We start from the raw sequence: 13,713 nt of genomic DNA on the forward strand, positions 1-13,713 counted from the left end.
TGGGTCAAAGCTTCTCTACAGTTGGCTTTCTTTTTTTCTTTCCTATTTTTAAAGAGTCGTTACTCTTTTTTCTCAATCCTGCCTAAAAAATGGACTCTATGAGTTTTCCTATTCAACCTTTCCATATCCCCAAGCGCTTATTGATGGGGCCAGGACCTAGTCCAGTGCATCCGTCGGTCCTTGAAAAAATGAGCTGTGCACCTATAGGCCATCTAGATCCCCTTTTTCTTTCTCTTATGGAAGAAATAAAGACAATGCTAAGAGCTGTCTTTCAAACTTCCAATGAATTTACTTTTCCGATCAGTGGCACAGGAAGCGCTGGCATGGAGTTTTGTCTTGTCAACTTACTAGAGCCCCACGATAGAGTGCTTGTAGGAATTAATGGGCTTTTTGGCAGGCGTATGGCTGATCTAGCAATAAAACTGGGAGCAGAAGTCAAAACCTTAGAAGTGCCATGGGGACAATCGATCGAAGCCGAACAGCTCAAAGAGGCAATAAAAAAGGAAAGGCCCAAAATAGTGGCTTTAGTGCATGCTGAAACCTCGACTGGAATTTGCAATCCAATGGAAGAACTGGCTCCCATTGTCGCTGAAAGCGGGGCTCTGTTCATTCTTGATACGGTCACTTCTCTTGGAGGATCCCCTGTTTTTATCGATCAATGGAAAGTGGATGCGACCTTTAGCGCTACCCAAAAATGCATCGGCTCTCCTCCTGGATTATCTCCCGTTTCCTTTAGTCCTAGGGCCCTTGAGGTGATAGCAAAAAGAAAAACGAAAATTCCCAGTTGGTATTTTGATTGTTCCCTTCTCTATGGTTACTGGGGCCAGGAACGACTCTACCATCACACGGCACCGATTAATAATAACTATGGACTGCATCAATCCCTAAGACTGATTCTGGAAGAAGGACTGCAAAATAGATGGCAACGCCATTACCAAGCCCATTTGATGCTAAAAGAAGGAATAGCCCAACTCGGCTTGAAGTTTTTCACTCCCGAAGACCGTCGCCTCTGGCAACTTAATGCGATCACCGTTCCTGATGAAACAATCGAAGCTGCTCTGCGCAAAAAACTGCTTGATGCTTATGGAATTGAAATCGGACCTGGATTAGGACCGCTTAAAGGAAAAATATGGAGGATTGGTCTTATGGCAGAAGGAGCAAGGAAAGAAAATATTGAGATATTACTCGAAGCTTTGAAAAACATTTTATCAAGATGAACGATTAAAAACGGAGCGAAGAAATTCTTTAATGCATTCGGGAGGCCTTCCAAGAATCGCTTTATCTCCAATTTCAAGAATCGGTCTTTGAATGAGTTCAGGATGGGCAGCTATTATTTCAACCAACGCTTCCTCACTGAACGGATGCTTATCAAGCTTAAGTTCTGTAAAAGTCTCTTCCTTGGTTCTTAGTATTTCCATAGGCTTTTTCCCCATTTTTTTTAAAAGCTCTGCCCACTTTTCTTTGCTTAAAGGATGGCTAAAATAGTCGATTTTTTCATAATCGACTTTCATTTCATCTAGAATACCAACCGCCTTGCGGCAAGTAGAACATGTAGGTTTGATATAAATAAGAACTTTGTGAGCCATTCGCTTTGCCAATGTATGGATGCGTTTTAAAAAATGTCAATAGATTTAGAGAAAAAACTAACCCAGAAGAAAAAAAAAGACCCCGATTGATTATCAGTTGAGGATATATGGACTATCTGAAGCAAAAAAAACTAAGGATTAAAAGAAAGCTCAAAGCCACTACCAAGCCAAGCCTAACTATAGGAATTAGCTCGTTAGAGAACATTTTCCCTATATCGACAAAACCAACCCAATACCATAAACTCTTGAGCCCGTTGCAATAGTTCTAACTCAGAGAAATTTTCTTCTCCCTTCTCCTTGCTTGTTTCAAAGGCTTCACAAGCTTCATAAAGGGTATGCCCCTTGTCTAAGAGACTCAAAAAACAAAAGACTGGATACTCAACTGGTTTAATATAAGGAACGTTCCTAAACCGATGCACCACTACCCAATGCTTTTGTCTTTCAAGAGCAAAAGGCCGCTTGAGTTTTTTAACCGGATGCTTGCGCCTATCAACGATCCCCTTTTCTGAAGTGCCCATACCGGATTTGTCTAAACCAGAAAGGAGAAAATCTTCGATGGCGAATTGAAGCTCAAGCAGGCTCATATGCGGTTGAAGGCTTATTCTCAAAGCTTCAGGTTTTACTTCCATAATATCCCTAGAAGACAAAGGAGGATAGGCTGGGGCATCAATTGCTCTAAACAGAGCCCGTTCCAATCGAACCATGTCTATAGCCGCTTCCTGAATAGTAGCACCTAAAAAATCTGGATTTTCTTTTAAAAAGGCTTCTAGTTCTGATCCAATATCCCCGAGTCTAGCAGAGCGAGGCGGATACTTCTCTAAATAGGCTTCTAGCAGTTTTCTAAATCGCCTTTTTCCAATAAGATAGCTCAACCCGCTGAAATCCTGATAGAAAGCCTCAAGCATTTTAAACCAATATTGTTGGTTGTAAACTTCAAGGCGTTCTAAGCTGGTCATCGTCCGACTAGGTGCAAAGACCTCTTGTGCCAATGCTTCCATAGACTTTCCATCTTCGGCCCTTTTCCTGATCCGATCCTTGGAATTCAGCGGACGACGGATCCAGGTTAGAACCAATCGTTGAAGCTTTCTCAAGCTTTCAGGATTTTCCGCATCTAGGCTCTGTAGATTGATAGGCATCGATAAACGCTTTGGCTTTTAAGGCTTCCTGATAGACCTCCTCAAAAGAAGGAATGGCATCGTCCCATTCGAGGAGGGTTGGCCGTGGACCACACCGTCGGATAACCTCGCCGTAGAGGTCCCACACCGCTGAGGATACAGGCTGATCATGGGTATCGAGGAGGTACTTTGGAAGTCGACTATGTCCAGCAATATGAAACTGTATGACTCTTTTTAAAGGAATATGGTCCAAATATGCTAGGGGATTAAATCCGTGGTTTTGCGAATTGACATACAGGTTATTCACATCAAGGAGGATGCCACAGTCTGCCGTTTCAACCACTTCGGTTAAAAACTCCCACTCCGTCATTTTAGAAGAGCGATACTGGGCATAACTACTAATGTTTTCCACCCCAATCGGAACTTCCAAAAAATCCTGGGCTTCTTTTATTTTTTGAGCCGTCAGTTTTGCTGCCGCTAAGGTATAAGGCATCGGTAAAAGATCATGGACATAGGTTCCATCCACACTACCCCAAGCTAAATGGTCCGATACCCAGGGAGTTTTTGTTTTTTGAACAAGTTTTTTCAGTCGTTTTAAATGCTCGCGATCTAGCGGATCAACCGAACCAAAATACAGCCCTACCCCATGCGGCACTACTTTATAGCTTTCCAGTATCTTATCCAATAGGATCTCTGGCTTGCCTCCATTGCCCATAAAGTTTTCAGAAATAATCTCAAACCAGCTCACCCCTGGTTTCTTCTCCAATATATGCTGGTAGTGAGGGATCCTTAAGCCAATCCCTATTCCGTAGGCTTCGAAAAACTTTGAAAACTTCAAAGACATGCTTTCTCCATGCAAAAAGAGGCACAGAGATAGACTCTAAACAAAGTCAAAAACTTAACACCAACTAGAGGTTTTCGATTCTGAGCTTTGAGGTTCTTCGCCCTTCTTGCTTTTTTTCTTCCCTTTGCAGCTTTGCTTTCCTTTACAACTCATTTCAGCAAAGGCTCTAGGATCTGCTGATTTTCCAGCTAATTTATCAAGGTTTTTCACCTGCCCATTCAGAGCAGTGCCTGCAAGCATTCCAACCATCACCGTGCCCACAACGGCAGAACGAAGTTGTTTTTTCATATTCTTTATATTCCTTTTAGAAGATTCGCTCTTTTTCTTTTATCCTTCGCTACTAACTTCTACAAGAAAAAAACCAATTATTTATATTTTTAGAAAGATCTTGTATTTCTAACCTTTTTCGATCCCATTTTTCCATCTCCCTCCTCCCAACTCATTCCGCTAAATCACACCATAAATAAAACGCTAAGCCCTATGAGCTGTTTTGCTCAAATCTAGAATTTATGGAAAAGAATCTTTTGTTTTTCTTTCTCACAACTCCTTTTCTCTTTATATACTTTCTCAAAATTAAACCAACTGAAGTTTAGTTTATGGAAAAAGATACTATATATACCGCATTGCCTGGCCGAACCTATCCTTTAGGAGCAACCTGGGATGGGCAAGGGGTCAACTTTGCTCTCTATGCTGAACATGCCACCAAAGTCGAGCTCTGCCTGTTTGACTCAACGGGAAAGGAAACAAAAATACCGATAACCGATTGTACTGATTATATCTGGAATGTCTATATTCCCTCCCTGGCACCAGGCCAATTGTATGGCTACAGAGTTCATGGTCCCTATGAACCACAGCTAGGGCATCGGTTTAATCCTCATAAACTCTTGCTCGATCCCTATGCTAAACTTATTAAAGGGGAACTCAACTGGAATGAGGCTGTTTTTGGTTATAAAATAAATGATCCTCAATCGGATCTTTCTTTTAACGAAACAGATAGTGCTCCCTATGTTCCTTTATCGGTCGTAGTAGATTCTAATCAGTCCACAGGAAAAAAGGAGCCTAAGCCCTCCATCCCTTGGCATAAGACCATCATTTATGAGCTACACGTCAAAGGATTTACTCAGAAAAATGAGAAAATCCCACCCGAATTCCGAGGAACTTTTTTAGGCCTAGCTTCCAAACCCGTCATTGACTACCTGCTTAATCTAGGGATTACAGCAGTAGAATTGATGCCCATCCATCAACATATCTCTGAAGAACATTTGATAAGAAAAGGACTCGTGAACTACTGGGGGTATAATACTATAGGTTTTTTTGCTCCCGATCAGCGTTTTGTAGCTTCTCAAACAGATCTTGATCCCATTGCTCAATTTCAAACCATGGTCCAAGCCCTGCATGCCGCAGGGATCGAAATCATTCTAGATGTTGTTTACAATCACACAGCCGAAGGCAATCAATTAGGCCCTACCCTTTGCTTCCGGGGCATTGACAATGCTGCTTACTATAGACTTTCTGTCGATAACCCTAGATACTACATGGATTTTAGTGGCTGTGGGAATGGATTTAACATGCAAAACCCAAGGGTCCTTCAACTGATCATGGATAGCCTTCGCTACTGGGTCGACACGATGGGAGTTGATGGGTTTCGTTTTGATCTAGCAAGCGCTCTTGCCAGAGAACTCTACGAAGTGGATAAACTATCAACTTTTTTCGATGCTATTTTGCAAGATCCCATTCTTTCTCAAGTAAAACTCATTGCTGAACCGTGGGATGTAGGGGATGGGGGCTATCAAGTTGGCAATTTCCCTGTCGGATGGGCTGAATGGAATGGTAGATACCGAGATGATGTAAGAAAATTCTGGAAAGGGGATCTTGGCACACTGCCTGAGTTTGCCAATCGGCTGGCAGGTTCGAGTGATCTGTATGAGCAGAGTGGACGAAAGCCCTATGCGAGTATTAACTTTGTTACTTGCCATGATGGTTTTACTCTCACGGATCTTGTAAGCTATAACCAGAAACATAACGAAGCAAATCTAGAAGAGAATAGAGATGGGAATAACGATAATAATAGCTGGAATTGCGGAATAGAAGGCCCAACCGATGATCCATCAATTTTAGAGCTTAGAACACGACAGAGAAAAAATTTTCTTGCAACCCTCCTTTTTTCTATCGGAGTGCCAATGCTCCTTGCTGGAGATGAATTAGGACATAGTCAAAAAGGAAACAACAATGCTTATTGCCAGGATAACGAATTGACATGGTTAGATTGGAATTTAGAAGAGCAAGAAAAGAATGAATTTCTGCAATTTGTTATAAAATTGATAAAAATCCGTAAGGAAGAACCGGTGTTTCAAAGAAGCAAATTTTTTCATGGAAGAACAATTCGTGGCACCAACATAAAAGATATTCTTTGGTTGGACTGTGATGGCAGCCCTTTAACGGATGAAAAGTGGAACGCTGGATTTATTAAATCTTTTCAAGTCTATATGGCTGGTGATCTCATAGGAGATATTGATTCAGAGGGTAAACCCATAAAAGGAAATTCTATCCTGATCTGTTTTAATGGGTCTGAAAATGACATTGTCTTCAAGTTACCGACAAGAAGAAATAATCGCAGTTGGACTAGAGTGATAGACACATCCAATGGGCAGCTTCCCGAAGAAGACTTTCCTGGAGAATCTAATTACCAACTAAAAAATCGATCCCTCGTTCTCTTTAGAGGATTAAGACCAAAAGAATAAGAGACTTTCTCTTTTCTCTTCCATCCTACTCAGTCTTTTCTTGCTCTTTGGCAAAATGACATCCTCCCTAGCCTGAATGCCGGAGAGTAATAAAGCGCTCAGGCAGGTCATTCAGCTGTCCTTGGCTGACTTCGGTGAGTTCCTGTTGCTAGCAAGCTGTCTACATCACTCCCTTCACAAGCAAACCGGCCAATGCCTATGCAGATATCCCCCTCACCACCATTGCCTGCATAGGCAGCAATCTCTATCAGTATGGCTGCCGAGTGATCACCTCATGAAGTATGCAAAATACAAGGAGATGCGAAGGGTGAGAAAAAAAAATCTGTTTTTCTTCTTAAGGTTATTTTTTATCGCTCGGATTTTGTAGCCACCACCAATATACAGAGATGTTTTCTTTCTATGCCTTTTGGAGTCCTTAATTTTTCAAGCTCTCTTTTAATATCCGCAAGAATTTGGGACTTATATTCCAAAGGAGTTTGAGAAAGGAAATTCCCAAAGCTACTTGATTCCAGAAAAGTAATCAGTTCTTCAGGACTATGTGAAAAGGTTGAATATTCAAAAAGGCGGAATTGTTCGAGGTGAAGCCCACTTGTATTGAGTAGTGATTTAATTTCTTCAGAACTCAATAGAAAAGGCGAAAAGGAAAATTCAAAAGCATTTTTAACGTATTTTCTTACGGTTTGCTCGACTAGTTCTCTAATCGGAGTTTTGTAATTTTTATCACCCGTTGATATTCCAACTTTTCCTCCAGGCTTTAAAATTCTTTTTATTTGTTCTAAAGCTTCTGCTTTGTTCTCTATCCAGTGAAAAACACTATTCAAAAAGATACAATCAAAAGAATTTTCTTGGAATCGATGCAAATCCGAAGTTCCCCCCACCTCAAAAGAAAGATTTTTTGTTTCTTTTTCTTTTGCAATTTTGATCCTGTAGGGCAATGGATCGATTCCAATGATTTTCTCACATCTCAGTGATTCTGAAATGTATTGAGTCAGTCTTCCTGTGCCACAGCCAATGTCTAGCACAAAGTCCGATGGCTTGATTTTAAGCATGTCAATGAGGACCTTGCCATGGAAGAATTGTGAATCGCTAAATTTTTCGTAGTTTTTGGCTAGTTCAATAGAATCTAAATCAAAACGAAGCTGCATACATACAAAAATACAAAGAATACTGATACCCTACAAAAGAATGAAACGATAGAAAGTTTCGAATAATTTTCCTTCCATTCTTTTAGTCAGTATTTTGAAAAAAGCTTTTCTTAGTTTTTTCTGCTTTATTTTCTATGCGAAAAGTTTTATTTGTCGCCTATGGATTTTTCTCCCTGTGCATCTATTCTCACCAATGCCTAAGAAAAATGGAGGGAGAGCATTCAAACTTTTTTTGGGCACCGGAGAATGATTCTTTTTATCCTCCTTTTGCTTCAAGAACCTTGTTCAGATTATAGGCTGCACTAATTAATGAAAGATGTGTCAATGCTTGAGGAAAGTTGCCTAATGCCTCTCCGCTAAACCCTATTTCTTCGGCATACAAGCCTACATGATTGGCAAAGCCAAGCATCCTTTCAAATAGCAGATGGGCTTCTTCCAATAACTGGGGCTGGTATTGACCGGCCCTAGCTAACGCTTCTACAAGCCAAAACGTACAGATATTAAAAGTCCCTTCTTTGCCTGCTAAGCCATCGTCTGTTTTCCTGAAATTGTATCGATACACCAAGTTATTTGCTAAAAGTCCCCCCTCATGGGAGGAACGCATGATAGCTTGTAAGGTACTCAACATCATCGGATCTACAGGCGAAATAAAAAACACCAAAGGCATCATCAGAATGGATGCATCGAGTGCCTCACTGCCATAGGATTGGACAAATGCCTTTTGTTTCGCATTCCACCCCTTTTCCATAATAAATGTATAGATCTCATTACGAATCTTTCTCCACCTAGAAATATCGGCAGGGAAGGATCTTTTCTCTGCTAATCGCATGCCACGATCCAAGGCCACCCAGCACATCAATTTTGAATAGATAAAATGTCTTTTCTTCCCTCTTACCTCCCAGATCCCTTCATCTTCTAATTGCCAGTTTTCACAAACCCATTCAATAAGATGTTTGACTTCAAGCCATTCCTCAAAGGAAATTGGAGCTCCATACTTGTTACACAGATAAACCGCATCTAACAACTCTCCATAAATATCCAGTTGTAATTGCTGATAGGCACCATTCCCCACTCGAACCGGTCTTGAACCTTTATATCCATCCAGATGGTTCAGCTCCATTTCCTTCAATTCATGCCTACCATCTATTCCATACATAATTTGTAAGGGTGGATTTTTTCTTGAAAAACCTCTATAAACCTTCGAAAGAAATTCCATGTAACTTTGAGCTTCTTCAGTAAAGCCAAGTCGCATAAATGCATAAATAGTGAAGGCAGAATCACGAATCCAACTAAACCGGTAATCCCAATTCCGGATGCCACCAATTTCTTCAGGAAGACTGGTCGTTGGTGCTGCTATGATGGCTCCTGTTGGCTTAAAAGTAAGAAGTTTTAAAGTTAAGGCTGAGCGATATACCATCTCACGCCATCTTCCCGAGTATTTGCAACGGGCAATCCAATTTCTCCAATAACAAACGGTTTGCCTAAAAAGATTTTCTGCTTCCCTACTCGATAGATGCACCCCCCATTCGGAACCAGGCAAGAGTTGGACCAAAGCAAAATCGCAGGTCTGTCCCTCTCTAAGGGTAAACTTCGAAACTACCCCATTTTCGGAGATTTGCAGTGGTTTGTCTGTCGTCAATAAGAGTCTTAGTTTTTCTGTTGAAAAAACCGCCCCTATGGTGGTGAGTTCAGTTTCATGCTGATCCTGGGCATAGTTGAAGGCAGGACGACATTCCAAACTAAAGCTGATTGTGCCTCGTACCGCCGTTAGGCGACGAATCAGCCGAAATCTATGAGAGCCTGTATTCTCTGATGAGCCAACAGGCATAAAGTCGGTAAGTTCAGCTGCCCCCTGTGTAGAAAGAAATCTTGTAACAAGGACATTGGTCCCAGGCCAATAAAACTGTTTGTAGCTAAGATGGTGTTCCGAAGGAGCAATTTTAAAACATCCTCCTTTTTTGTCATCTAACAAGGAACCAAAGACACTTGGAGAATCAAAATAAGGAATACATAACCAATCAATAGACCCATCAATGGCCACTAAGGCCACAGTGTGCATATCTCCAATGATGGCGTGATTTTCAATTGGCTGATAAGCCATACGAATTATTTACTCAGTTTTGCAGCAATGGAAGCAACATGTTTTCCTTGGAATCTAGCTCCAGCCAATTCAATTTCGCTAGGCATTCTTTCACCAGCACCTCCAGCTATTGTGGAAGCTCCATAAGGAGAACAGCCAGTAATTTCATCCACTGCCATTTGTCCAGTAAAAGAATAAGGCAGTCCTACGATGACCATTCCCAAATGCAGCAAAGTAATCATGAATGTTAACAATGTTGTCTCTTGGCCACCATGTTGTGTATTAGAACTACAAAAAACGCTACCAACTTTTCCGATCAGCTTACCTGACAACCAAAGTTTTCCGGCTGCATCCAAAAATTGCCTCATCTGACCGCACATATTACCAAATCTTGTAGGAGTTCCAAAAATGATGGCATCAGCTTCCCCAAGCTCTTCGATAGAACAGATAGGGACATGCGCAAAGGTTTTTTGAGGTTCTATAGCACCCATTTTATGTAGCACAGCTTCTGGTAGGGTTTCAGGGACTCGTCGCAATTCTACATGAGCTCCGGCTACTGACCTTGCTCCTTGAGCCACCGCTTCGGCCATTTTATAAATATGTCCATACATCGAATAAAAGACGACGTAGATTTTCATAACGGATTTTTTTCCCTATCGGAAACTTGCCTCACAAATTATTTCTCCAATCCATATGCTTATTAAGTTGGTTTTACAAGCAAAAAGGATGGAGCAGAAAAAAAGAAATACGATAAGAAAAAATTTTTTTTTTCTTATCGTATTTCAAAAGTTTTATTTCCTTTTTAAGAAGGAAAAAGAATAGAAAAGAACTCTAATGAAGCGGTCTGTACGTTAGTCTTTCATTAACTTTTTGCTTTTAAATTTCAGCAGGTAAGAAAGAAGGTATTGTTATAGTTATTCTTCCAGTTAGCAATCCATTCTTTTAGAACATAAACCCAATATTGGCCGTAAGTAATGGCTCATAAACTTGATTCAGGTTAAAAGCATTGATGCCAGCCTTAGAATTATGATACCCATTGAGATTCTGATCAAAGAGCCAGAATAGGGTAGCACCGGTAAACCAATGCTTGTCTATTAAGTAATTAAACCCTAGTACTGGAGAATACCAACTTCCCCACACAGAGCCCAAATAGGCATTACTGCTTTCTAAACTCAAGACTACACCACCTCCTGCCATACCGATGTAAGGAACAAATTTTCCAGTAACATATCCCACAATGGCAGATAGTCCTAAGAAGCCCCCTATTGCTGAATTATTATCCATTTTTTGTAATCCTTGGACATATGACAAGCTCTGATTACCTAAAAAAGCACCGACAAAAGCAATCCCAAAGGTTAAATGTTTCCACCGCGAAGGATCATACCACAGCACTCCAACTTCAACCGCTGGAACATAGGAGTAGTTCTTTGCAAAATCCGTTGTCATTCCATTTAAAGTTGAAGATCCAGAATAGGGAAAAGCAGGTCCAAAACCACCCAGTACGAATAGATGATAAGGTTTAGGCTTGCTTATTTCATTATTTTCTAACAGTTGTTTCCTATGCTCTATATAGGTTTTTGACTGATCCCCTTCGCTCTGATCTTCTGATAGGCTATCACTTGTATTTGCACGAAGTGATGCATTATTTAACATTACAATACATACAAACAATATAACATATACATATTTCATGTACACATGCTTATATAATTTCATTATAGTTTTCATATATACCTCATATTTATTTTTTATTTGTTTATATTCATTTCTAGTTCGGAAGCCCTTAAAAGTGTGGAGTATATAGAATTAGGATTAACAGAGATACTGTCTATACCTTCTTTTATAAGAAATTCTAAAAAATCCTTATAATTACTTGGTGCTTCTCCACATATCCCAATTTTTCTTTTGTTCTTTTTAGCGGTTTGAATCATGGAAGCGATTAATCTTTTCACCGCTTCATTCCGCTCGTCATAAAGGGAAGCAATAATTTCAGAATCTCTATCCACCCCCAGCACCAACTGAGTTAGATCATTGGAACCAATGGAAAAGCCATCAAAAATTTCACAGAATTCTTCGGCTAAAATGACATTGCTTGGTATTTCACACATCATAAAGACCTCCAAGCCGTTTTCCCCTCTCCGCAGTCCGTTTTTTTCTAACTCCTCTATGACTCTTTTTCCTTCTGCTACGGTCCTAACCATTGGAATCATCACCTTAATGTTCAAAAGACCAAAGGTTTCCCTGGCCTTCTTAAGGGCTAGACATTCCAAAGCAAATCCTTGTTGATAGCGAGGGTGGTAATAACGAGAAGCTCCTCGAAAACCCAGCATTGGGTTTCGCTCAATGGGTTCAAAGTCTGTGCCCCCTAACAAGTTGGAATATTCATTAGATTTGAAATCACTCAGCCTAACAATGACATCCTTTGGGAAAAAGGCCGCAGCAATCAGTCCGATGCCTTCGGCTAGTTTATCAACAAAGTAGTCAGTCTTCTTTGGATAATTCTCTGTCAGTTGGCGAATTTTCATCTTTTCAGGCCCTTCCTTGAGCCGATCAAAGTGCACCAAGGCCATAGGATGAACTTTGACGTAATTAGTAAGGATAAATTCTTGGCGAGCTAGCCCAACGCCATCATTGGGAAGAAACGAAAAATCGAAGGCTTTATGTGGATTGCCCACATTCATCATAATCTTTGTTCTTGGACGAGGAATTTCCGTAAGATTGATCTTTTCGATCGTGTATGGAATATTGCCTTCGTAGACTTTCCCAACTTCCCCTTCAGCGCAGCTTACCGTTACAAGCATTCCGTTTTGAAGCACCTGTGTGGCATTTTCGGTTCCAACTACTGCCGGTACCCCAAGTTCCCTACTAACAATAGCGGCATGACAGGTTCTCCCCCTCTGTCTGTTACAATTGCTGCCGCTTTTTTTATTACTGGTTCCCAATCTGGATCTGTTTTTTCAATAACCAGCACCTCGCCTGGCTGAAATTGATCCATTTGTTGGAGATCTTGGATAATTCGAACTTTCCCTTGAGCGACTTTTTCCCCAACCGCTTTCCCTTCAACAAGAACTTTGCTCTTGGTTTTTAACTGATAGACTTGAATAGATTTTTTATTTTGTCCTCGGTGTATTGTTTCCGGTCTTGCTTGAAGAATAAAAAGATCTCCACTGAGACCATCTTTTGCCCATTCTATATCCATGGGCGTACTACGCTCGTTCTTGCGTGTATAGTGTTCTTCTATTATACATGTCCACTTACTAAGAGTTAATATTTCAGAGTCAGATAAGACATACTTGTTTCTATCTTCAATGGGGACAGGGACATTTTTAACATAAGCCCCTTCATTAATCTTTCCCCATCGATGTCGTAGACAAGTTTGATGTCCTTACTCCCCAATTTCTTCTGAATAATAGGCTTATAGCCTTTCATTAAGGTGGACTTAAAGACGTAGTATTCATCTGGATTGACTACCCCTTGGACAATATTTTCGCCTAACCCATAAGAAGCATTAATTAGGACGACTTTTTTAAATCCTGATTCAGGATCAAGAGTAAACATGACGCCAGAACAAGCTAGATCGGATCGCACCATTCTTTGTATACCCACGGACATGGAGATATGAACGTGTTCATATCCCATCTCCTTTCTATACATTATGGCTCGATCCGTATAGAGGGATGCGTAGCAGAGTTTGATTGCATTTAACAGATTTGCATTCCCTTTAATGTTAAGGTAAGTGTCTTGTTGACCAGCAAAACTAGCAAGCGGAAGATCTTCAACATTAGCACTGGATCTGACAGCCACATCAACATCTTCTATCCCCGAATCATTAGATAAAAATTTATAGGCACTAATTATTGCCTTTTTATATTTATAAGGGAATTTAGAATTAATGATAATATTTCTAATGTATTTACTAGCTTCTTTAACGCTATTTATGTCAGAATAATTGACAGCCTGTAATCTCTGATCAATTTCATCTCTAATATTATTAAAGCTTATAAATTGTTCATAAGCCCATGATGTTATAGCAAAACCGTTTGGTATCTTTATTCCAAATGGTGTTAATTCTTTCATCATCTCTCCAAGAGAAGCATTTTTACCCCCTACTTCAGCAATATTTTCCAATGTTATTTGATTATACCATAAAATATAATCTATGCTATTATATACAGCTTTATGATTCATATTATACCCCATTG

General features: G+C 40.3%; 10 protein-coding genes and 1 pseudogene. 2 read left to right on the forward strand and 9 right to left on the reverse strand.

The annotated features are described in order from the left end of the window. Window positions 1–98: 98 nt before the first annotated feature. Window positions 99–1,217: a pyridoxal-phosphate-dependent aminotransferase family protein gene (locus kam1_RS06275; RefSeq protein WP_039720697.1), complete on the forward strand. Its 1,119-nt coding sequence runs from the start codon at window positions 99–101 to the stop codon at window positions 1,215–1,217. Here kam1_RS06275 and kam1_RS06280 read toward each other — a convergent pair. The 4 genes from kam1_RS06280 to kam1_RS06295 all read right to left on the reverse strand — a co-directional run bounded on the left by kam1_RS06280 (window position 1,209) and on the right by kam1_RS06295 (window position 3,833). After that, entirely contained in the window at window positions 1,209–1,586 is a 378-nt protein-coding gene (locus tag kam1_RS06280) for an arsenate reductase family protein (RefSeq protein ID WP_039720696.1), read from the reverse strand. The genes kam1_RS06275 and kam1_RS06280 overlap by 9 nt on opposite strands. Window positions 1,587–1,780: 194 nt before the next feature. After that, window positions 1,781–2,722, reverse strand: a complete 942-nt coding sequence (locus kam1_RS06285; protein WP_039720695.1) for an HvfC/BufC family peptide modification chaperone — start codon at window positions 2,720–2,722, stop codon at window positions 1,781–1,783. Then, complete coding sequence (gene bufB / locus kam1_RS06290; RefSeq protein ID WP_039720694.1) at window positions 2,682–3,545, reverse strand: MNIO family bufferin maturase; 864 nt, start codon at window positions 3,543–3,545, stop codon at window positions 2,682–2,684. Before bufB ends, kam1_RS06285 begins: the two co-directional genes overlap by 41 nt. A gap of 54 nt (window positions 3,546–3,599) precedes the next feature. Then, window positions 3,600–3,833, reverse strand: coding sequence for a hypothetical protein (locus tag kam1_RS06295; protein WP_143958320.1), 234 nt, complete (start codon window positions 3,831–3,833; stop codon window positions 3,600–3,602). A gap of 308 nt (window positions 3,834–4,141) precedes the next feature. Here kam1_RS06295 and glgX point away from each other — a divergent pair, with 308 nt between their 5' ends. Then, complete coding sequence (gene glgX, locus kam1_RS06300) at window positions 4,142–6,286, forward strand: glycogen debranching protein GlgX (protein ID WP_039720692.1); 2,145 nt, start codon at window positions 4,142–4,144, stop codon at window positions 6,284–6,286. A gap of 347 nt (window positions 6,287–6,633) precedes the next feature. Here the strand turns inward: glgX and kam1_RS06305 are convergent, their stop codons facing one another. The 5 genes and pseudogenes from kam1_RS06305 to ppsA all read right to left on the reverse strand — a co-directional run bounded on the left by kam1_RS06305 (window position 6,634) and on the right by ppsA (window position 13,699). Next, window positions 6,634–7,431, reverse strand: coding sequence for a class I SAM-dependent methyltransferase (locus tag kam1_RS06305; protein WP_039720691.1), 798 nt, complete (start codon window positions 7,429–7,431; stop codon window positions 6,634–6,636). Window positions 7,432–7,687: 256 nt separating this feature from the next. After that, entirely contained in the window at window positions 7,688–9,532 is a 1,845-nt protein-coding gene (locus tag kam1_RS06310; RefSeq protein WP_039720690.1) for a glycoside hydrolase family 15 protein, read from the reverse strand. 5 nt (window positions 9,533–9,537) lie between these two features. Then, on the reverse strand, window positions 9,538–10,149 hold the full coding sequence (gene wrbA, locus kam1_RS06315) for an NAD(P)H:quinone oxidoreductase (protein WP_039720689.1): 612 nt from the start codon (window positions 10,147–10,149) through the stop codon (window positions 9,538–9,540). A 304-nt stretch (window positions 10,150–10,453) separates the two neighbouring features. Then, complete coding sequence (locus kam1_RS06320; protein WP_235276727.1) at window positions 10,454–11,203, reverse strand: hypothetical protein; 750 nt, start codon at window positions 11,201–11,203, stop codon at window positions 10,454–10,456. A 56-nt stretch (window positions 11,204–11,259) separates the two neighbouring features. Next, window positions 11,260–13,699, reverse strand: a pseudogene (ppsA, locus tag kam1_RS11265) (phosphoenolpyruvate synthase). Window positions 13,700–13,713: the final 14 nt, after the last annotated feature.

The organism is Methylacidiphilum kamchatkense Kam1, from assembly GCF_007475525.1.
Classification (GTDB): Bacteria; Verrucomicrobiota; Verrucomicrobiia; order Methylacidiphilales; family Methylacidiphilaceae; genus Methylacidiphilum; species Methylacidiphilum kamchatkense.